We start from the raw sequence: 20,391 nt of genomic DNA, 5'->3' as shown, positions 1-20,391 counted from the left end.
TTATGAGATTATCTGATTATAATACGCCGTTATCTGGTATGCTAGCGGCCCAAATGGGATTACAAACGACAAAACAAAACTTATCTAACATTCATACGCCGGGTTATGTTCGTCAAATGGTAAATTACGGATCTGTTGGAGCAAGTAACGGTCATACGCCTGAACAGAGAATCGGTTATGGTGTACAAACATTAGGAGTTGACCGTATTACAGATGAAGTGAAAACGAAGCAATTTAATGATCAGTTGTCACAGTTCTCTTACTACGCATATATGAATTCTACTTTATCACGAGTAGAGTCTATGGTAGGAACGACAGGGAAAAATTCATTATCTAGTTTAATGGATGGATTCTTCAATGCTTTTCGTGAAGTTGCAAAAAATCCAGAACAACCAAACTACTACGATACATTAGTTTCTGAAACTGGGAAGTTCACAAGTCAGATAAATCGTCTTGCGAAAAACTTAGATACAGCAGAAGCACAGACGACAGAAGATATTGAAGCACATGTGAATGAATTTAATCGTCTTGGTGCTAGTTTAGCAGAGGCGAATAAAAAAATTGGGCAAGCAGGGACACAAGTACCTAATCAACTATTAGACGAACGTGATCGCATCGTTACAGAGATGTCTAAGTATGCCAATATTGAAGTATCTTATGAATCTATGAATCCTAATATCGCGAGTGTTAGAATGAATGGTGTTTTAACAGTAAATGGACAAGATACATATCCACTTCAATTAAATAAAGAAAAAGAACCAATGTCTGTTGCGATTTATGGATCGGATATTCCTTTAAATGGTGGAGCAATTCAATCAGCGATAGATACGAAAGCGAAGATTGCTAGTTATAAGAAAAACCTTGAAGAATTAATGAGTTCTGTAAAAGGTCAAGTGAATACAGTGATGGGAAAAGATTTCTTCGTTGGAGATCATGCGAAAGATATTCAGTTAAACCCTGAATTCGCAAAAGATGTTTCGAAAATGAAAATCTCCGCTGAAACAGCAAATAAACTAGCAGGAATTACAGATGGAGATTATAAAGAAGGTCTTTCTTATAAACAAGCATTAGACCAATTTATAGTTGGTGTAGCTTCTGATAAAAGTGCAGTGAATGCTTATCAAAATATTCATAAAGATTTATTAGAAGGTATTCAACAAGAAAAAATGAGTATTGAAGGCGTAAATATGGAAGAAGAAATGGTTAATTTAATGGCTTTCCAAAAATATTTTGTTGCAAACTCTAAAGCTATTACGACGATGAATGAAGTGTTTGATAGTTTGTTTTCGATTATTAGATAATGAGTAATAAAAGCGAACCCATCTTTCTTTTATGGTTGGAGAGAGGACCCGCGAAGGGTAGAGACGGTCAGTGCCTATTAGTGGCCCAATCGATGTGAGACCAGAGATATGAGATGGTTGAAGGGTAAGTTAGCTAAGAGGAAAGCCATGTTTAGTGAATGCATCGCCCTCGTGTTAAATAAAAATGACAAAGCTCTCTTTTATGAGGAAAGAGAGTATCCGTCGTAGTGTAGAAGCAGAGAGCCGTATATAGTTGTGGTTGCTTCCCCGCACCAATTCAAATATAGATAAAGGAGAAGGTAAAGATGAGAGTATCTACATTTCAAAATGCAAACTGGGCAAAGAATCAGATGATGGATTTGAATGTGCAACAGCAATATCATCGAAATCAAGTAACTTCAGGTAAGAAAAATCTTTTTATGAGCGAAGACCCACTTGCGGCAAGTAAATCATTTGCGATTCAGCATTCGTTAGCAAATATTGAACAAATGCAAAAAGATTTAGCGGATTCGAAAAATGTATTAACACAAACTGAAAATACATTACAGGGTGTTTTTAAATCTTTAACAAGAGCGGATCAATTAACAGTACAAGCGCTAAATGGGACGAATAGTGAAAAAGAATTGAAGGCAATCGGTGCAGAGATTGATCAAATTTTAAAACAAGTTGTATATTTAGCGAATACGAAAGAGCAAGGCCGTTATATTTTCGGTGGGGATAGTGCTGAACAAGCTCCATTTACAGAAGATGGTACGTATCAAGGTGGAAAAAATGATGTGAACTGGCAACTAAATGACGGTTATCAATTAAAAGCATTTCGTAACGGAGAAGAATTATTATCCCCAGTTATAAAAACGTTAAAACAGATGAGTGAAGCACTGAATAACGGTGATCAAAAAGCTTTGCAACCGTTATTAGGAGAAAATAAGAAAAACTTAGATAGCGTCATTAACCGTACAACTGAAGTTGGTTCAACTATGAACACAATGGAGACGTTTAAAACGATTTTAAGCGAGCAAAATTTAGCGCTTCAAGAAAATCGTAAAGAAATTGAAGATGTTGATTTAGCGGTAGCAATTTCTGACCTAGCGTATATTAATGCAACTTATGAAGCAACGCTTAAAGCAGTTAGTACGATGAGTAAAACGAGCATTTTAGATTACATGTAAACAATAAGGAGTGAGAAATATGGCAGGGACGTTAACAGGTATTGGTGGTAGACAACAGATTTGGAACCTCGGAAATAATATGATCGATACTTCTAACTTTGTAGAATTAGAAATGCAAGCGTTAGATATGAGAAAAACACCATATACTAATGAAAAGAACCAACTTTCACAAGATAAACTATTATATACAAGCTTAAAATCAGAATTTAGTTCTTTCACACAAACTTTTAAAAACTTAGCAGCTTTTAAAGGAAATGAGAAAAAGGTAACAACATCACAAGACGGTTATATTAATGTAAAAGCTGATGGTGGAGCGATTGCAGGAACTTTTAATATGACGATTACACAGCTTGCACAACGTCATCAAATAGCCTCTAATAAGATTGCTGATATAAATGCGAAGCTTCCTAAAGATGAAACATTACAACTAGGCGGTAAAGAACTAAAAGTAACAACTGATATGACATATAAAGATTTAATTAACAAAATTAATGACGGAGATTATGGTGTATCGGCTTATACACTTGGAGATAAAATCTTTATGTCCTCGAAAAAAGAAGGAACAGATGGAGAAATTAATTTTAAGGGGAACACATCTACACTGTTTCAAGATATTGGTTTAGCTAAGGCGGATGGGACAGCAGTCAATACAATTAATGAAGCGCAAAATGCCAAATATAGTATTAATGGTATTGAAACTGAAAGTTTTACCAATACAATTGAAGCTCTTCCGGGCGTGAAAATTGAATTGTTAAAAGTAACTGAGCCGAAAGCAGAAGGAACACCAGATGCAGGTACAACAACAGATCCAAAAGCAAAAGGTATAGATCTGAAGTTTACAGTAAGTGACTCAAACGTAACAGATGCATCGAATGTTATTAAAAAGATGGTGGCGGATTATAATAAAGCTGTTTCTACAGTAGATATTTTTGCTGGGAAAGGTGGAGCTTTCCAAGGTCAAGCTATTATGCAAAGTGTACGTCAAGCGATGAATAATGTCGTGACATTTTCTCAAGACGGTAATTATTTATTCTCATTTGGTATCCAATTAAAGCAAGACGGGACGATGGAAGTTAATGATGAACAATTAACAAAAGCGTTAAAAGACAAGCCGGATGCAGCGAAGCAATTTTTCTTTGGTTCTAACGGTTTAGGGAAGATGATGGAAGAACCACTTGATAAACTATTTGGTGATAAAGGTGTAGTCGGAGAGCGTGTAAAAAACATCGATTCACGTGTAAGTGATTTAGATAAAAAGATTAAAGATATTGAAACACAAAATCTGCAAAAACAAGATGAGATTGTGAAGAAGTATCAAAAGCTAGAAAGTACATTAGCGGCGCTAGATAGCCAACTAAAAACAATTAAAGCAATGACAAAACAAAAAAGTGATGATTAATGAAAGTTAAGGAAGTGATTGTATGCAAGCATGGCAACGTTATATGCAAAATGATATTATGACGAGTAATCCAATTAAAAATACAATTTTTATTTATGAAAGATGTATCGTTGAGTTTCGTAATTTAGAAGAACTTTTAAATACTTTTAAACTACAAGAAGGAGATGCGCTTCTTGAAAAATTAGAACGTATTTTTGAAGAGTTAAAGCTTCAATTAAATCCTGAGATTACTAAAGATTTATACGATAGTCTATTCGGTTTATACGATTGGATTAGCATTCAAATTCAGACGATGAAAGTAACGCGTGAAGCAAAAGACATGGATGCGATTGTACAAGTGTTACAAGATTTAATAGACGGTTACCGCGGAGCACTCGAAAATGAACAATGATATTTATCGAGCGTTTGTCGGCTGTTTTAATGAAATCGGTGAATTGCAAGTATCAGATGGGGAATTTGCTGAGAAGAGTGCAATGTTAAATCGCTGGATGATGACATTGGATGAAGAGACGCGCGCAGATGTTGCAGCGGAAGTGAGTCCATTAATAATTAAGGCAGCACAGCATATTCGAGATAAGCAAAAATTTTTGGAAGAAATGATTATGACAAATGATGGACGAATGAAAGCGAATTCGTTTTACGGTAAATTTTAATGGTAAATTACGGAAATGGATACCCCTTTTAAAAGGGGATCCATTCCATTGTTTGAATAAGGCGTTCCGCTGATTGAGGTTTCACTTTATGACTGTAATAAAAAGAATGGTAATAATCCAAACAATGAAAAATAAGATGTCTTTATTTTATAGAGAGAAGTGTATGGAAGCTCTTTTTTTATTGTTTATATATCAAAATGTTACATGGATTACTACGCGTATACAGTTTTTTATATTCTTTTTTATATTTTTGTATTTTTCTAAAGACAACAATGGAAAAATGGAATAAAATATGTAAGGGTACATAATAGATAATATTTTAATAAATAAATACATATAGGAAAATGAATAATAAAGTGAAACTTCCATCAGTGGATGATCATGCGCTAAACGAGCATGATGGAAAAGGAAGGGTGTGGAATATGCCAGATTTAGTTAGTGATGTAAGTCATTATATGAACTATTTAGTAACGAAGCGAAATACCGTTTCTAGTAATATTGCAAATGCGAATACACCTGGCTATAAAGCACAAGATGTAACATTTGCTGAGAAAATGAATATGAGCAGTGCATTATACAAAAAAAATGCTGCGGATTTAAAGAGTAATCCAGATTTATATCAAACGAATGTAATGCACTTACCGACAGCAAATATGAAAAATACATACGCAAAGATTCAAACGAAATCAATGCAAACGAATAAAGATGGAAACAGTGTTGATGTAACGACAGAAATGCTAGATTTAATGAAAACAAACCAATTATACGGTGTTTCAATTAATGCAATTAATACGCAATACGCTATTAACCAAGCAGCACGTGGACGTTAATAGTAAAAGGGGAGACAACGATGTTTCAGGCAATTAATGCAAGTGGCTCAGGGCTAACTACAGCGAGAAAATGGATGGAAGTTACTTCTAACAATATCGTAAATGCAAATACGACGGGAGCACCGGGCGCAGAGCCGTATCACCGCCGAAGTGTGGTGTTGGAATCAAATAATAGTTTTGCAAGCATGCTAGATGGAGCTCCTACTAACGGAGTGAAAATAAAAAGTATTGAAACGGATCGAAATGAAAATCTTGTGTATGATCCGACGCATCCGCATGCAAATGAAGAAGGATATGTACGTTATCCGAACATTGATGTGACAGCTGAGATGACGAATGTAATGGTTGCTCAAAAAATGTATGAAGCAAATACAAGCGTATTAAATGCGAACAAAAAAATGCTCGATAAAGATTTAGAAATCGGCCGAGGATAAGAGGGAAGAGGGGAAATATGAAAATTCAACCAATGTTAAATACACAGCCATTTGGAGCGATTCAGCCGATTGGCACACAGAAAACTTCAGAAACATCTGTAGTTGAAGGCAAAAAGTTTATTGATTTATTGGAAGATATGAATCAAACGCAAAATAATGCCCAAACAGCAGTATATGATTTACTGACAAAAGGGGTAGGAGAAACGCATGACGTTTTAATTCAGCAGAAGAAAGCTGAATCACAAATGAAAACAGCTGCTCTCGTACGCGATAATCTTATTGAAAATTATAAGTCACTAATTAATATGCAAATTTAGGAAAATGGACGGGTGTATTTAAATGGAAAAGATAAAAAATGTTTTCCAATCGCTGAAAACGTGGCATAAGTTAGTGATTGGTGCTGCGCTTTTAGCGATTGCAACAGGAGCACTTTTATACTTCACCTTGCCAGATAAATATGTTGTTGTATATCAAAATTTAAATGATACAGATAAGCAAGAGATTACAGCAGAATTATCGAAGCTAGGTGTTGATTACCAATTAGCAGCCGATGGTTCGATTCGAGTGCAAAAGAACGATGCTCCATGGGTTCGAAAAGAAATGAATGGAATGGGCTTGCCGTTTAATTCAAAAAGCGGTGAGGAAATTCTATTAGAAAGCTCACTCGGTTCAAGTGAACAAGATAAGAAAATGAAGCAGATTGTCGGCACGAAAAAGCAATTGGAGCAAGATATTGTACGAAACTTCGCGACAGTTGAAACGGCAAATGTGCAAATTACATTACCTGAAAAAGAAACAATTTTTGATGAGGAAAAAGCGAAAGGGACAGCGGCAATTACTGTTGGTGTGAAACGTGGACAACTATTAACAGCTGATCAAGTTGCGGGTATACAGCAAATGATTAGTGCGGCAGTTCCTGGCGTGAAAGCAGAAGAAGTAAGTGTTATTGATAGTAAAAAAGGTATCATCTCAAAAGGAACAGATGAAGCGCATTCTAACAGTTCCTCTTCTTATGAAAAAGAAGTAGAGATGCAGCATCAAATTGAAGGTAAATTAAAGCAAGATATTGACGCAACGTTAATGACGATGTTTAAATCAAATGAATATAAAGTGAATACGAAAGTGTCTGTAAACTACGATGAAGTTACACGTCAGTCAGAAAAATATGGCGATAAAGGTGTACTTCGCAGTAAACAAGAGCAAGAGGAAAGTTCTACTGCGCAAGAAGGAGCAGATACGAAGCAAGGTGCGGGTATTACAGCGAACGGTGAAGTGCCGAACTACGGTACGAACAATAATCAAAACGGTAAAGTTGTCTACGATAATAAAAATGGTAACAAAATTGAAAACTATGAAATAGATAAAACAGTTGAAACAATTAAGAAACATCCGGAATTAACAAAAACAAATGTTGTTGTATGGGTAGATAACGATACGTTAGTAAAACGAAAAATTGATATGACAACATTTAAAGAAGCGATTGGCACAGCAGCTGGGCTGCAAGCTGATCCGAATGGAAACTTTACAAACGGTCAAGTTAACGTTGTAACTGTTCAGTTCGACCAGCCGAAAGTTGAAAAAGAGAAAGAGCCAGAAAAAAGTGGTATGAACTGGTGGTTATTCGGTGGAATTACAGCTGGCTTGCTAGCACTAATTGGCCTAGTATGGTTCTTCTTAGCAAGACGTAAGAAAAAGAGAGAGGAAGAGGAATATGAAGAATACTTAGCAGAAGAAGAAATTGCTGCAAGTAATGAAAGTATCCTGGAAATTCCTGAAGAAAAAATAGTACCAGAGCCAAAGCCAGAACCGGTAGAACCATCAGAACCTACATTAGATGATCAAGTGCAGGAAGCTACGAAAGAGCATGTAGAAGGTACTGCAAAAGTAATTAAAAAATGGTTAAACGGACAGTAAGGGAGGAAAAACAATGTTAGATGAAATCTCCTCCAAAGAGAAAGCTGCCATCCTCATTCGTACATTAAACGAAGAGGTGGCAGCAAAAGTCATTGAATATATGACGGCTGAGGAAAAAGAAGTGTTACTTCGCGAAATCGCGAAGTTTCGTGTATATAAACCAGAAACGTTAGAAAATGTACTAGGGGAGTTTTTGTACGAACTAAATGTAAAAGAGTTGAATTTAGTAACTCCAGATAAAGAATACATTCGTCGTATATTTAAAAATATGCCAGAAGACGAGTTGGAAAAATTATTGGAAGACCTTTGGTATAACAAAGATAATCCATTTGAATTCTTAAATTCCCTTACAGATTTAGAGCCACTTCTTACAGTGCTTAATGATGAATCGCCACAAACGATAGCGATTATTGCTTCTTATATTAAGCCGCAACTTGCTTCTCAGTTAATTGAGAGATTACCAGATCATAAACGTGTAGAGACGGTAATGGGTATTGCAAAGCTTGAACAAGTAGATGGTGAATTAATTAATCAAATTGGTGAGTTATTAAAAGCAAAATTAAATAATATGGCATTTAGTGCTATTAATAAAACAGATGGATTGAAAACAATAGTGAACATTTTAAATAATGTTTCACGAGGTGTTGAAAAAACAGTCTTTCAAAAGCTGGATGAAGTCGATTATGAGTTATCTGAGAAAATTAAAGAAAATATGTTTGTCTTTGAAGACTTACTTGGTCTTGAGGATCTTGCGCTTCGCCGTGTATTAGAGGAAATTACAGATAACGGTGTTATCGCGAAAGCACTTAAAATTGCAAAAGAAGAAATTAAAGAGAAACTATTTACATGTATGTCTTCAAACCGTAGAGAGATGATTCTTGAAGAGTTAGATGGCTTAGGACCGCTTAAGATGACGGATGCTGAAAAAGCACAACAAACGATTACAGGTACGGTGAAAAAGTTAGAAAAAGAAGGAAGAATTATCGTTCAAAGAGGTGAAGATGATGTCCTTATTTAAAAACAGAATTCCGAAGAATTCTGTTTCTTTTTCTGAAGAAACGTATGAATTACAATTTCCGAAACCAGTATCAGTTCACATTGAAGAAGAGATACAAGTGGATCATGCAGAACTTCTTGCACAGCAAGATGCATTACATATTGAAATGAATCAGCTAAGGCAGCAGCAGCAAATGCTAGAACGAGAGCGTCAGCAGTTGTTGCAAGATAAAGAACAGTTTCAAATGCATATTCATGAACAAATGGAACAGATGGAAGCAGCGCGTATACAGTTTCAAAAAGAACAACAAGAAACAGCATACGAATGGACAGAGTTATTATGGAATCAATCTTTTCAGTTAGCAGAAAAAGTAGTGAATCAAGCGGTAGATTCGCGCTTATTAGACGTTTTGCCGATTTTAACAGGCATCGTGCAAACATTGCCTACTTCATTTGAAAAATTAATTATAACGGTTCATCCAGAAACATTTGAACGTATACAAGAAGAGAAAGAAAATACGAAAGAGTATTGGCTACTACAATTAGTAGAATGGAAGTATGATTTTTCTTTACAGTTTGGCGAATTTGTTCTGGAAGAAGAGAAAGAGTTTTTTGAGTTTAAATTTGCGCCTATATTTGCGAAGCTTCGTCACAGGTGGGAAGAAGAGAAGTTGTTTGAGGAGCAAAATGTATGAACAACGAGCTAATGAATGAACATAATAAATGGAATACATTTATTGAAACACCGTTTTATACGAAAGTTGGCAAAGTTCATAGTGTACAAGAGCAGTTTTTTGTAGCGAAAGGTCCGAAAGCAAAGATTGGAGATGTTTGTCTCGTTGGAGAACATAGTGTCTTATGTGAAGTAATTGCGATTGAAAAAGAAAATAATATGCTACTTCCATTTGGACAGACAGAAAAAGTATGTTACGGAGATGCAGTTACATTAATTGAAGAAGATGTTGTTGTACCTCGTGGTAATCATTTACTTGGGAAAGTGTTAAGTGCGAATGGTGAAGTGTTAAATGAGAACACTGAAAACATTCCACTACAAAAAATAAAATTAGATGCACCGCCGATTCATGCATTTGAGCGTGAAGAAATTACAGATGTATTTGAAACGGGAATTAAATCGATTGATTCCATGTTAACGATTGGGATTGGTCAAAAGATTGGTATTTTCGCAGGATCGGGTGTTGGTAAATCTACCTTGCTTGGAATGATTGCGAAAAACGCAAAAGCTGATATTAACGTTATTAGTTTAGTAGGAGAACGTGGCCGAGAAGTAAAAGACTTTATTCGAAAAGAATTAGGCGAAGAAGGTATGAAAAAAAGTGTCGTTGTTGTAGCAACGTCAGATGAAAGTCACCTTATGCAACTTCGTGCGGCTAAGCTTGCAACATCTATTGCTGAATATTTCCGTGACCAAGGTAATAACGTATTACTTATGATGGATTCTGTCACTCGTTTTGCTGATGCACGCCGAAGTGTTGATATTGCGGTAAAGGAATTACCGATCGGTGGTAAAACACTGTTAATGGAAAGTTATATGAAAAAGTTATTAGAACGATCAGGAAAAACGCAAAAAGGGTCAATAACAGGTATTTATACAGTGTTAGTTGATGGTGATGATTTAAATGGTCCTGTACCAGATTTAGCTCGTGGTATTTTAGATGGACATATTGTATTAAAACGTGAGCTCGCAACTCTTAGTCATTACCCTGCCATTTCGGTATTAGATTCGGTAAGTAGGATTATGGAAGAAATCGTATCGCCGAATCATTGGCAACTTGCAAATGAAATGAGAAAAATTCTATCTATTTATAAAGAGAATGAATTGTATTTTAAACTAGGAACAATTCAAGAGAATGAAGAAAATGCTTATATTTTTGAATGTAAAAATAAAGTAGAAGCTATAAATACGTTTTTAAAACAAGGTCGAACGGATAGTTTTCATTTTGAAGATGTTGTCCAAGCGATGCACCATATTGTATAGGACCTCGCCCTTGAGGTCTTATTTTTTTGATTTTAATATTTCACAGATTTTTTTGTAAAAAAACTATATAATAGAAAAAGGTAACGTTATAATAGGAAGGGGCTATGAAAACGGGTGGATAAGCAGCAGTACGACACGATTAAATTGCAGATTAATCAAGAGAAAGAACATATCTTGAAAGAAGTGTACGAACTAACAGCTGAAAAAAGAAAAATAGAACGAAAAAAAGAATATGATCTATATGTTGTGAAATCACGCAATAAGGTTGTACAAACGGGACAACGTATTATGGCTGGTATGCTTTCATCACATACATTTTCACCTGAAAGAATAGAAGAATGGAATCGAAAAATTAAAAAAACAGAAGGTTTTATTCAAAAAAATGAAAGCTTTTTAGAGCAAATAAAAGAAAAAGAACGTGTCATTGATGAAATGTATGAAGAAGATTGTAAGAAGCTTGCGAAAGTAAAAGAAAAGCTGGAAGAAAAAATGCTTCTTGATTTAAAAATGTGTATGAACGGATGAGGTGGATGTAGTGATACAGTTTGTATTACCGGTGCAGCAAAGTTTACCTCCGCAAAAAGAAAAAGGGCTAGAAGTACAATCGAAAAATGAAAATTCTTCATTCGATAATACAATGAGAATTGAAAATAAAAAACAGCCGAAAACGGAGAAAACGAAACGAGAAGAAGCACCAGAAGAAGAGAAGAAAGAATATATTCTCGCAAAAAAAACGGTAACGAAAGAAGAGCCGATTGTAAAGAAAGAAGAAAAGAAAGAGACAGAACAGTTATTGTTAGCTGTATCTGAGCAGATGGTTGCAATTGAGCAATTGCGTGTGCAGCCAGAATTGTTATATCAATACATACAAAAAATACAGGCGTTATATAAAGAATACGGAAATATTAAACTGAACGAATTGCCCGCAGCTGAATTACAGCAATTACAAGAGCTTTTTTCTAACATGAATATTAAAAATGCCATATGTTTAGAAGATACAATGCAAATGGCGCTAGTCAAGGTGACGATGCCAGAGCAGACGTTGCAAGTATTAAAAGTCGTAGAATCAGAAACTTGTAATATTGCAAAGAAACAAGAGGAGTCTAAGGAAGTAGAACTCCCGAAAGCAGAGAGCGATGATGTGAAGGTAGAGTTACCAAAAGTCGATCAGTTAAATGACTCAAGTTCGGCCGGAGCTGAGTTATTAAATAAAGCAACGGGTACTGACCAAATAGGAAAACAAAATAGTGGAGCTGAGAAGGTTACATTACCTGACTTAGGCAAGAAAATGGAAGCACAAGTAGAGGCTCTGCAAAAGTTTGTAGTGAAACAAGAACGTGTTTTATTCCAGCTAAATCCAGAGAAACTTGGTTCATTAACTGTATTTATGAAAAAGCATGGAGATCAAATTGAAGTCCATGTAGAAATGGAAAAACACGATGCGAAAAAGCGTGTTGAAATAATTTTTGACGAATTGAAGCTGAAATTAAAAGAAAAAGAAATTAATATTCAAATAAGTTATTCAGAAAAAGATGAACAACGTAAAGAACAGCGAGAACAAGAGCAAAGGCAAAAACAAAAATTAGCAAATACGAAACATGAAAAACAACAATCAAAAGAATTTGCGGGATTATTGGAGGAATAAAGCGTGCCAACAGTTGGATTAAATACAACGAGTACAAATCATATTCCGTTACAAGCAGGAGCGCAAAAAAGTAATGTACCTGTTAACGGTGTACAATCGCCAGTTCAACAAACAAATGGAGTTTCAGCAGGAGAGCAAAAGACTCCTGGTGTAATGGGGAAAGATGATTTTCTAAAATTGTTTTTATCAAGTTTTCAGCACCAAGATCCATTCAATGCGATGGATATGAATCAAATGATGAATCAGACAGCGCAGTTATCTCTTATGGAACAAGTGCAAAATATGACAAAAGCAGTTGATTCTTTAAGAACGACGATGTATTCGACAGCGCTTGATGGCGGAATGAAGTTTTTAGGGAAATACGTAAGAGGGATCGACGGTGACGGTAAAAAAGTAACTGGTCAAGTAGAGACAGTTCGCCTTGCGGAAAATAACGATGTACAGCTCGTTATTGATAATAAGATTGTATCTCTTCGCTTTGTTGAGAGGGTGTCTGATAAACCGATTGGAGAAACGAATCCAGAAGATGCAAAGAAAGACGATCAAAAAGTAACTGAAGAAGTAAAAACTACAAATTCATAAGGAGTGTACATACGTTATGATTAAAGCGTTATATACAAGTATTACAGGAATGAACGCAACACAAAATGCATTAAGTGTAACTTCAAATAATATTGCCAATGCACAAACGGTTGGTTATAAAAAACAAAAAGCAATGTTTGATGATTTACTATATAACAATTCAATCGGTGCAAAAGGTGACGGTAAATACGCAGGAACGAATCCGAAAAGTATCGGTAACGGTGTGAAAATGAGTGGTACGGTTACGGATTACAGTGATGGTACAATTACGTTAACAGGTGGCAAAACACAAGCTGCAATGGAAGGTAATGGTTTCTTCGTTGTAGGTGATTCAAAAGGCGGAAACATGGAATTTACGCGTAAAGGTACGTTTGGAATATCTTCAGATTATTATATTACGAACACAGAAGGTCAATACGTATTCGCATACCCTGCTAATGAGGCGACTGGTGAAGTTGATTTATCTGGTATTCCAGGCCCATTGCAAATTCCAATGGGGACGGCAATTGGTGGTATTCGAACATCGCAAGGGACAATTAAAGGGAATATTCCAACTGGTGAAAAACAAATTACGCAAGACTTACCTGTATACGATAATGCCGGTAATACATGGACAATGCGTGTAGAATTTACACAAACAAGCGAACACAATTATACATATAAAGTACAGATGCGTAATGACTCGAAAAAGGATACAAAGTTTGAGGATGTTCCAGGTGCAGGTGGTAATATGACATTTGATGCTGTTGGAAATCCAAATCCGAAAGAGCAAGGGGCCAATATTCCATTTGATGGTGGCTCTATAAAGTTAGACTTAAGTCATTTAACGAATCATCCGACAGATAAAACATTATCAGTAACAAACGTAGATGGTAGAGCGGCGGCGACTGTTAAAGATTGCTTTATTGCTGACGGTGGATATGTGATGGTAAAATATTCTGATGGAAGTATGAAATCTGCTGGTCAATTAGCTGTTGCGATGTTCCCGAATGAAGGCGGTTTGATGAAAACTGGAAATGGTAACTATACAGCGACGAATACAACTGGTATTTTAGCGTTAGGTGCATCTGGCCAAAACGGTGCAGGAAAAATACGTGGTGGTGCACAAGAAGGTGCAAACGTAGATTTATCTGTAGAATTCGTTGATTTAATGTTATACCAACGCGGATTCCAAGGAAATGCGAAAGTAATCAAAATTTCAGATGAAGTATTAAATGAAGTTGTAAACTTAATTCGATAATAAATCGTAAAGAAAAATTGTAACGTAGTAGAAAGGGTTTTATATTCGTATGACAAGACAAGAGCGAATTTTACAATTGCCTTTTTTCGAAAATAAACGTGAGCTTGCTGAGCAAGTGTTAAAAATAGAACGAGAAGAGCATGTATATTTACCAGATCAATTTGAAATCAAACAAGTGCCTCCATATTCGTTTGGTGAAAAACAAGCAATCATTGGCCGTATACACGAGTTTTATTTCGTAAGTATTGGTAGCGATAGTGTTTGGAAGTATCAACTGTTTAAAGATGAGATGAAGTGCCGTGAGTTTTTCGTTATGTTGCCGGATATTACGGATCAGCAGCTTGCTTTTTGGTTCAATAACATTGAGCTGTTGAAAGGGGCTTAAAAGCTTTCTTTTAAGGTGTTGAGAGAGGACCCAGCGATGTGTAAGTAGCGGTTAGTGCTTATGAGTGGCTCGGGCATTGTGAGAACAGAGATATGGAGTGGTTCTAGGTTAGTTGAAGAGGGGCGAGGACCTAGCTGAGTGTAGTAGAGGTCAAGTTGCCTATGAGCGGCTCGTACATTGTAAGACGAGAGGTGTGGAGTGGTTCTAAGGTAGTTGAAGAGGCCAAAAGCCAAGTGTTTAGGTGGTGCCTCTTCACTTTTGGGAGAGAGGATTTATCCGAGTCTAGAAGCATTGATTTGAAATAGATTTAGATTAATTAAGATATTGTACAATTAGACTAAGTTTATATAAAAGGAGAGGTGAGGAGGATGGCGCAGAATAAGTATCGCGTTACATTCATTTCGCCAAGTGAGGTTGAGCAACGTACTGTAATGGCGGCGAGTAGTTTACCTAATTTAATACGTCAAGTAGAGAGTATTATTGCAGATCCGAACGGTTATTTTGTAAATGATAAAAAAAATAATTGCTATTTTAAAGTTATTAAAGAAAATGTTACGTATATTCAATATGAATTACTATTTTCGGATAAGGAAATTCACATTGAAAAGTTAAAACATATAGCACCGGCGGTATTGAAACAATTATTTAAAAAAATAAACGATCCGGAATTATATGCACTTGCACTCCTTGATGTTGATATAGCGACGAAAGAATATGTGCTAGGAGAAATGGGTCCAGAGCTAAGAATGAGAGTGGAAACAGAGCTTTCAAAAAAATGGGAAGCGATGCCGACAGAAATTGTAGGAGCACAAGAAGTGTTATTAGAGGCACTTGCTTCGTTTATACAAGATTAAGTTTTACTGGTAGTATTTCTACTTTAAAACTGTGAGGATCACTCAACTATCTATATTTTTCATATAGGTAGTTGACTTTTTGGTTTTAATAAAGCTTAATAATTAAATATACGGAATTAATGAAAGGGGAGCGACACCTTTATGTCACAAGCACAAAGTATTTTATTAGAAAGTGGAACAAACGAATTAGAAATCGTAACTTATACTGTTGGTGAAAATTTATTTAGCATCAATGTAATGAAAGTGCGTGAAATTATTAATCCATTCCCTGTTACAACTGTGCCAGAATCTCATCATGCAGTTGAAGGTGTTGTTCAAGTACGTGGTGAAATTTTACCTGTTATTAACTTAGCAACGGCTCTTAATTTAAAATCTATAAAACCACTTGATCAAACGAAATTTATCATTTCAGAATTAAACCAAATGAAAGTTATTTTCCGTGTTGATGAAGTGCATCGTATTCAACGTATTTCATGGGAACAAATTGATGAGCCAGCTTCATTATCTATGGGACTAGAAGAAACGACGTCTGGAATTGTAAAGCTAGATGGGAAAATCATCTTATTATTAGATTATGAAAAAATTGTATGTGAAATTAGCGGTACTGGTTATGACAATAAATCACTTGCAGGATTAGAGCAAAAAACAGATCGAGCTGAAAAAGTTATTTATATTGCAGAAGATTCAGCGATGCTTCGTCAAATACTAGAAGAAACATTATCATCAGCTGGATATACGAAAATGAACTTCTTCAGCAATGGTGCAGAAGCATTAGCTCAAATTGAAAAATTAGCAAAAGAGCAAGGTGAAAAAATGTATGAACATATTCACCTGCTTATTACAGATATTGAAATGCCGAAAATGGATGGACACCATTTAACGAAAGTAATTAAAGATAGTGAAGTAATGAATCAATTACCAGTCATTATTTTCTCTTCATTAATTACAAATGAGTTGTTCCATAAAGGTGAGGCAGTTGGAGCGAATGCTCAAGTGAGTAAGCCTGATATTCAAGAGTTAATCGGGCTAGTTGATAAGTTAGTACTATAAAGCTTCTTTTAGTTGGAAGAGAGGAGCCAGCCATGTGTATAAAGACAGAAAGGTTGAGTGTTTCTGAGATATTTTTGTATTTCTGTAGCCACCGTGGTAATAATGGTCATTCTTTCGGTTAATTAGTTAGCGTTGTGTAAAACCCTCACCTTTACTATAAAGGTGAGGGTTTTCTTACATGATGTTCAATTATTTCATCTATAAGATTTCGTGGTGACGCAAGCTTTTTCGGTGAAAATATATTAGAAATACCATATAATATAATTAAGTAGAATTTTTCTGATATAATATTTTGCTTAGCTATTTTTTATTTTTTAATATTTGTTAAAAATCATTTTTTATTTCGATACTTTTTATACCTTTTTGTATGTTAATTATTTGACAGATAATTTCGAAATGTTATAATATGGATATGTGGAAATTTCTATTTTCTTAAAAGACATGGGAGTCAGATGAGAATTGTGAAAGGATGAGGGGGAGTGACACATATTATGTATCACCACACAGCAATCAATGTATTAAGTCTTTTACAAAACATGTCAAATAATAAAACGAACGAAATGAAATTAGAGGCGGAATTTAAAAAAATAGAGAAACAATTCCAAGTCAGGTATGAAGAGCTAATCGATTTATATAATAGAATGGTATTATTTCAAATAGATATAGAAAAAAATGGCGGTATGCGAGTATATGAAAAATCAGCGATTACTTGGTTGAAGTCTGAACTAGAACTATTGTATGAAGTGTATCAATTTTGTCAACGTCATGGCTTAAACATCGCAAATATTTCAAAATATGTTAGTAAAAATGAAATGAATCTTTTCCGAAAAACGGAAAGTCAATTGCAAAACACGTATTATAAATTAAAAAAACAAGAGATGCCGTTTGAAAATATTGAAAAGCAAAAGCCGGGGCGAAAACGTAAGTATACACCTGTAAAAGAGACAATTGTTGAGACAAAACAAGAAAGCAAGCAGGAAGTAAATGAAGACGTTCGAAATGAAGAAGATGAAAAAAGCCTCGTAACAGTTATGTCTGGCATCGTGGATAACTTTGAAACAATTAGTCAATGTAGTGAAAAGAGAGAACACGAATTGCATCAGTTCATGGAGGGAATCTATAAGCTTTCCAGTATGGCAGCAGAGCGTTCAAAAGATGAAAAGAATGCACGTGGTCTTGAAGGTGAATTACATTCATTACGAGCTGAAAATGAAAGATTAAAACGAGAGAAGGAAGAACTCGTTCATGATATTAAAGAGATGACGCATCATTTAATTCATTTTATTACGAGCTCTGATATCGATCAAATTCGTACATTGCCTTACTTCGTAAAAGAATGCAAACAAGATCTACATAAGCTAGGGTTATATAACGCTCAAGACGGAAAAATGAAAATTATGGTTGACCGTAGTGGACAAGTTATGACCGTAACACAATAAAAAAATTGGGTACAAAATAAAAGGGAGATACATAGTGTATATGTATTTCCCTTTTGTTTTGTATGGAATCGTTTCGGACAGAGGAAAAGTTACAATTAATTTTAGTAAATCAAAAATTTGTACAAAAGGAAGGAGCTAGGTCTTACTTTGTAGTATTGTCATCAGAAAAATACTAGGAATATGCGTATTGTCACTGTGAAAGGACTTAATACATAATGATTTTAAAGATAAACCGACTCTTCATCAAGATTTAACTGATTTAATTGAGGTGAATAAGTTGTATAATCGTACAGTTGTTATTACATTTCATCAACCAACTTTTAATACGGAGAATTGAAGAGTAAAGTAGGATTCCAAAGCATGGCCAAAAAGGTGGCTGTTATAAGTTATTTGCCTACCAAGATAATCAATATTTGTTTAAAATATAAGATTACTATTTTATTATACCGAGTAATTATTCACATTATATAATAATTACTTACTACATTATTAACATGGTTATCTTACAAAAATGTAAGGTTTTTTTAATTGACACTCGTACATACAAGTAACTATACTGGTTACACGATGTTGGTGAATATATTTAATAGTCGCTATCTATAAGTGTATGTCTGAGGATTCTTTTCGGAATAATAGTTCGATTTTAAATTTGTTATATGTAATATAGTGGTAATACATAATAAATCTGTTCTTTACTCTAGGTCGTATGATTTGAAAATTAACTATAAATGATATATTTACCAACTTGTAATAATTTTTTAGAGGTGCTAAATTTTGAAGAAAAAATTAATTGCTACAGGAATTCTTGCTGGAAGTCTACTATCCTACTCATCTAGTGCATTTGCAAATACTCATAAATTCTCAGATGTTCCTGCATGGGCTGACAAATCCGTTAATTATTTAGTTGATAAAAAAGTATTGAGTGGTTATCCAGATGGAACTTTTGGTTCAAGTGATACATTAGATAGGGCTTCTGCGGCAACAATTATGACAAAGGCCCTTGGTATACATATTGACTTAAATGCAAAACCATCTTTTACAGATTCACAAAACCACTGGGGAACGCCATACATTGCCGCAGCTGAAAAAGCAGGAATAATTAAAGGTGAAGGAAATGGAATATTTAATCCTTCTGGAAAAGTTACTCGTGCTGCTATGGCTACCATGCTAGTGAATGCATATAAATTACAAAATATAAGCACTAGCAATGGACAAAGTAAATTTGAAGATTTAAAAGGGCATTGGGGTGAAAAATTCGCCAATATTTTAATTGATTTAAAAATTTCAGTTGGTACAGATAATGGCTGGCAACCAAATAAATTCATAACACGTGCAGAAGCAGCACAACTTACTGCCAAAACAGATACCCTTCAATACAGTCCGAAAAACCCTTTAGAAAGTAAAACAATCATTATTGATCCTGGACATGGTGGTGCAGATCCCGGAAAGTCCACAAAAGGATTGCCTGAAAGTAAAATCGTATTAGACACTTCCTTACGCCTACAACAATTGCTCGAAAAACATACACCATTTACAGTTTTACTAACTCGTGAATCTGATACTAGACCTGGACATGACCAAAAAAGCTCTTTACAGGAACGTGTTAAATTTGCTAAGCAAAATGAGGGGGATATCTTTATAAGCATTCATGCAAATGCTTTTAATGGTAATGCAAAAGGGACAGAAACATACTACTATAAATCTTCTGAATCCGAAAAAACAAATCCTCATGTGGAAGAAAGTCGTGTGTTAGCGGAAAAAATTCAAACACGTTTAGTAGAGGCTCTTCAAACACGTGATAGAGGCGTTAAACATGGAGATCTTCATGTTATAAGAGAAAACGACATGCCAGCTGTGTTAACGGAACTGGCTTTTATAGATAATGGTATCGATTACAGTAAACTATCTACGGCAAACGGCAGACAGATTGCAGCAGAAGCCATTTATGAAGGGGTTTTAGATTATTATGAATGGAAAGGAAATAATGTATCTGAATATAGATTGTAATAGGTAAAAGAAAGTTTAGTAATTCTAGGAATATGAGATTTATAAATTGCTAAAGTATAGTTTTGTTATTTGAAATGTGTTTTAGTTTTATAGTGCATACTAGCACCGACTTATTAAGGATTATAAATAAGTCAGTGTTTAAGTTAGCGTACTTAATGAATACTATAGAAGTTATGAAGAAAAAAAGATAAATAGATAGGGGCATACACCTACATTCATTATTTTTACGTGAAATTTTAATTTGAAAATAGTTAAGTTATATGATTCAGATGGGCAGTATACAATTAGTTCAAAGAAAACATTCTTTGAACTAATTAGCTATTAAATCTACTTGTTACATAAATAGATCGTATAACAATAATTGATAGTGTTAAGGACATAGCTGTTCATATTTTTTTGTAATTCCTGTTATGGAATTGTTAAATATTTGCAGGTGTAATGTAAGGCTGCTTTATTTTGAAAGAAATCTTTTGAAATGGTCATAATATGAATAATAA

At 34.8% G+C, this 20,391-nt stretch carries 21 protein-coding genes and 1 pseudogene; all 22 read left to right on the top strand.

Features of this window, described 5'->3' with window-relative positions; all coding sequences use genetic code 11:
- Positions 1–2 precede the first annotated feature (2 nt).
- On the top strand, positions 3–1,301 hold the full coding sequence (gene flgK / locus NSS74_RS15575; RefSeq protein ID WP_002141110.1) for a flagellar hook-associated protein FlgK: 1,299 nt from the start codon (positions 3–5) through the stop codon (positions 1,299–1,301).
- Positions 1,302–1,606: 305 nt separating this feature from the next.
- Entirely contained in the window at positions 1,607–2,470 is an 864-nt protein-coding gene (locus tag NSS74_RS15570) for a flagellar hook-associated protein 3 (protein WP_002030927.1), read from the top strand.
- Positions 2,471–2,489: 19 nt separating this feature from the next.
- Positions 2,490–3,869: a flagellar hook-associated protein 2 gene (locus NSS74_RS15565; protein WP_002141111.1), complete on the top strand. Its 1,380-nt coding sequence runs from the start codon at positions 2,490–2,492 to the stop codon at positions 3,867–3,869.
- 22 nt (positions 3,870–3,891) lie between these two features.
- Positions 3,892–4,260 carry a flagellar export chaperone FliS gene (locus NSS74_RS15560; protein WP_002012050.1) on the top strand — a complete coding sequence of 123 codons (369 nt, stop codon included), beginning with the start codon at positions 3,892–3,894 and terminating at the stop codon, positions 4,258–4,260.
- Positions 4,250–4,522 (top strand): hypothetical protein, encoded by a 273-nt coding sequence (locus tag NSS74_RS15555; protein ID WP_002141115.1) that lies wholly within the window; start codon positions 4,250–4,252, stop codon positions 4,520–4,522. Before NSS74_RS15560 ends, NSS74_RS15555 begins: the two co-directional genes overlap by 11 nt.
- A gap of 344 nt (positions 4,523–4,866) precedes the next feature.
- Positions 4,867–5,352, top strand: coding sequence for a flagellar basal body rod protein FlgB (gene flgB, locus NSS74_RS15550; RefSeq protein ID WP_050551546.1), 486 nt, complete (start codon positions 4,867–4,869; stop codon positions 5,350–5,352).
- A 20-nt stretch (positions 5,353–5,372) separates the two neighbouring features.
- Positions 5,373–5,786: a flagellar basal body rod protein FlgC gene (flgC, locus tag NSS74_RS15545; protein WP_002030933.1), complete on the top strand. Its 414-nt coding sequence runs from the start codon at positions 5,373–5,375 to the stop codon at positions 5,784–5,786.
- A 17-nt stretch (positions 5,787–5,803) separates the two neighbouring features.
- Positions 5,804–6,103 (top strand): flagellar hook-basal body complex protein FliE, encoded by a 300-nt coding sequence (fliE, locus tag NSS74_RS15540; protein ID WP_002064631.1) that lies wholly within the window; start codon positions 5,804–5,806, stop codon positions 6,101–6,103.
- A gap of 22 nt (positions 6,104–6,125) precedes the next feature.
- Positions 6,126–7,700, top strand: a complete 1,575-nt coding sequence (gene fliF / locus NSS74_RS15535) for a flagellar basal-body MS-ring/collar protein FliF (RefSeq protein ID WP_085310191.1) — start codon at positions 6,126–6,128, stop codon at positions 7,698–7,700.
- A gap of 13 nt (positions 7,701–7,713) precedes the next feature.
- A complete protein-coding gene (gene fliG, locus NSS74_RS15530) occupies positions 7,714–8,718 on the top strand; it encodes a flagellar motor switch protein FliG (protein WP_159146400.1) in 1,005 nt (334 codons plus the stop codon).
- On the top strand, positions 8,705–9,391 hold the full coding sequence (locus tag NSS74_RS15525) for a FliH/SctL family protein (RefSeq protein WP_033715323.1): 687 nt from the start codon (positions 8,705–8,707) through the stop codon (positions 9,389–9,391). The genes fliG and NSS74_RS15525 overlap by 14 nt, the downstream gene beginning before the upstream one ends.
- Positions 9,388–10,692: a flagellar protein export ATPase FliI gene (gene fliI, locus NSS74_RS15520; protein WP_016103060.1), complete on the top strand. Its 1,305-nt coding sequence runs from the start codon at positions 9,388–9,390 to the stop codon at positions 10,690–10,692. Before NSS74_RS15525 ends, fliI begins: the two co-directional genes overlap by 4 nt.
- A gap of 114 nt (positions 10,693–10,806) precedes the next feature.
- On the top strand, positions 10,807–11,217 hold the full coding sequence (locus tag NSS74_RS15515; RefSeq protein WP_098168648.1) for a cytoplasmic protein: 411 nt from the start codon (positions 10,807–10,809) through the stop codon (positions 11,215–11,217).
- 10 nt (positions 11,218–11,227) lie between these two features.
- Complete coding sequence (locus NSS74_RS15510; RefSeq protein ID WP_016103062.1) at positions 11,228–12,337, top strand: flagellar hook-length control protein FliK; 1,110 nt, start codon at positions 11,228–11,230, stop codon at positions 12,335–12,337.
- A 3-nt stretch (positions 12,338–12,340) separates the two neighbouring features.
- A complete protein-coding gene (locus NSS74_RS15505; protein ID WP_002012033.1) occupies positions 12,341–12,919 on the top strand; it encodes a flagellar hook assembly protein FlgD in 579 nt (192 codons plus the stop codon).
- 16 nt (positions 12,920–12,935) lie between these two features.
- The gene (locus NSS74_RS15500) at positions 12,936–14,159 is read left to right on the top strand and encodes a flagellar hook protein FlgE (protein WP_002012032.1); all 1,224 of its coding nucleotides are present in this window, start codon (positions 12,936–12,938) and stop codon (positions 14,157–14,159) included.
- Between the two features lie 49 nt (positions 14,160–14,208).
- Entirely contained in the window at positions 14,209–14,544 is a 336-nt protein-coding gene (locus tag NSS74_RS15495; RefSeq protein WP_002012031.1) for a DUF3964 family protein, read from the top strand.
- 368 nt (positions 14,545–14,912) lie between these two features.
- The gene (locus NSS74_RS15490) at positions 14,913–15,398 is read left to right on the top strand and encodes a hypothetical protein (RefSeq protein WP_002141122.1); all 486 of its coding nucleotides are present in this window, start codon (positions 14,913–14,915) and stop codon (positions 15,396–15,398) included.
- 141 nt (positions 15,399–15,539) lie between these two features.
- Positions 15,540–16,448 carry a chemotaxis protein gene (locus NSS74_RS15485; protein ID WP_002030950.1) on the top strand — a complete coding sequence of 303 codons (909 nt, stop codon included), beginning with the start codon at positions 15,540–15,542 and terminating at the stop codon, positions 16,446–16,448.
- A gap of 491 nt (positions 16,449–16,939) precedes the next feature.
- The gene (locus NSS74_RS15480) at positions 16,940–17,887 is read left to right on the top strand and encodes a DNA-binding domain-containing protein (protein ID WP_340814226.1); all 948 of its coding nucleotides are present in this window, start codon (positions 16,940–16,942) and stop codon (positions 17,885–17,887) included.
- Between the two features lie 83 nt (positions 17,888–17,970).
- Positions 17,971–18,212, top strand: a pseudogene (locus tag NSS74_RS27960) (Ger(x)C family spore germination protein); the annotation flags it as partial.
- 449 nt (positions 18,213–18,661) lie between these two features.
- Positions 18,662–19,894 (top strand): N-acetylmuramoyl-L-alanine amidase, encoded by a 1,233-nt coding sequence (locus NSS74_RS15475; protein ID WP_340813926.1) that lies wholly within the window; start codon positions 18,662–18,664, stop codon positions 19,892–19,894.
- The last annotated feature ends 497 nt before the right edge of the window (positions 19,895–20,391 follow it).

The sequence above is a fragment of the Bacillus sp. FSL E2-8868 genome, from assembly GCF_038005505.1.
Taxonomy (GTDB): Bacteria; Bacillota; Bacilli; order Bacillales; family Bacillaceae_G; genus Bacillus_A; species Bacillus_A mycoides.
The sequence above is the reverse complement of the archived record's forward strand: the minus strand, read 5'-3'. Positions and strand labels throughout refer to the sequence as shown.

Coding starts and splice junctions, on each gene's coding strand:
- NSS74_RS15560 (WP_002012050.1), top strand. CDS start 3,892: ATGCAAGCATGGCAACGTTATATGCAAAATGATATTATGACGAGTAAT.
- NSS74_RS15480 (WP_340814226.1), top strand. CDS start 16,940: ATGTATCACCACACAGCAATCAATGTATTAAGTCTTTTACAAAACATG.
- NSS74_RS15485 (WP_002030950.1), top strand. CDS start 15,540: ATGTCACAAGCACAAAGTATTTTATTAGAAAGTGGAACAAACGAATTA.
- fliG (WP_159146400.1), top strand. CDS start 7,714: ATGTTAGATGAAATCTCCTCCAAAGAGAAAGCTGCCATCCTCATTCGT.
- NSS74_RS15490 (WP_002141122.1), top strand. CDS start 14,913: ATGGCGCAGAATAAGTATCGCGTTACATTCATTTCGCCAAGTGAGGTT.
- fliF (WP_085310191.1), top strand. CDS start 6,126: ATGGAAAAGATAAAAAATGTTTTCCAATCGCTGAAAACGTGGCATAAG.
- fliE (WP_002064631.1), top strand. CDS start 5,804: ATGAAAATTCAACCAATGTTAAATACACAGCCATTTGGAGCGATTCAG.
- NSS74_RS15495 (WP_002012031.1), top strand. CDS start 14,209: ATGACAAGACAAGAGCGAATTTTACAATTGCCTTTTTTCGAAAATAAA.
- flgB (WP_050551546.1), top strand. CDS start 4,867: ATGAATAATAAAGTGAAACTTCCATCAGTGGATGATCATGCGCTAAAC.
- flgC (WP_002030933.1), top strand. CDS start 5,373: ATGTTTCAGGCAATTAATGCAAGTGGCTCAGGGCTAACTACAGCGAGA.
- flgK (WP_002141110.1), top strand. CDS start 3: ATGAGATTATCTGATTATAATACGCCGTTATCTGGTATGCTAGCGGCC.
- NSS74_RS15565 (WP_002141111.1), top strand. CDS start 2,490: ATGGCAGGGACGTTAACAGGTATTGGTGGTAGACAACAGATTTGGAAC.
- NSS74_RS15555 (WP_002141115.1), top strand. CDS start 4,250: ATGAACAATGATATTTATCGAGCGTTTGTCGGCTGTTTTAATGAAATC.
- NSS74_RS15570 (WP_002030927.1), top strand. CDS start 1,607: ATGAGAGTATCTACATTTCAAAATGCAAACTGGGCAAAGAATCAGATG.
- NSS74_RS15500 (WP_002012032.1), top strand. CDS start 12,936: ATGATTAAAGCGTTATATACAAGTATTACAGGAATGAACGCAACACAA.
- fliI (WP_016103060.1), top strand. CDS start 9,388: ATGAACAACGAGCTAATGAATGAACATAATAAATGGAATACATTTATT.
- NSS74_RS15525 (WP_033715323.1), top strand. CDS start 8,705: ATGTCCTTATTTAAAAACAGAATTCCGAAGAATTCTGTTTCTTTTTCT.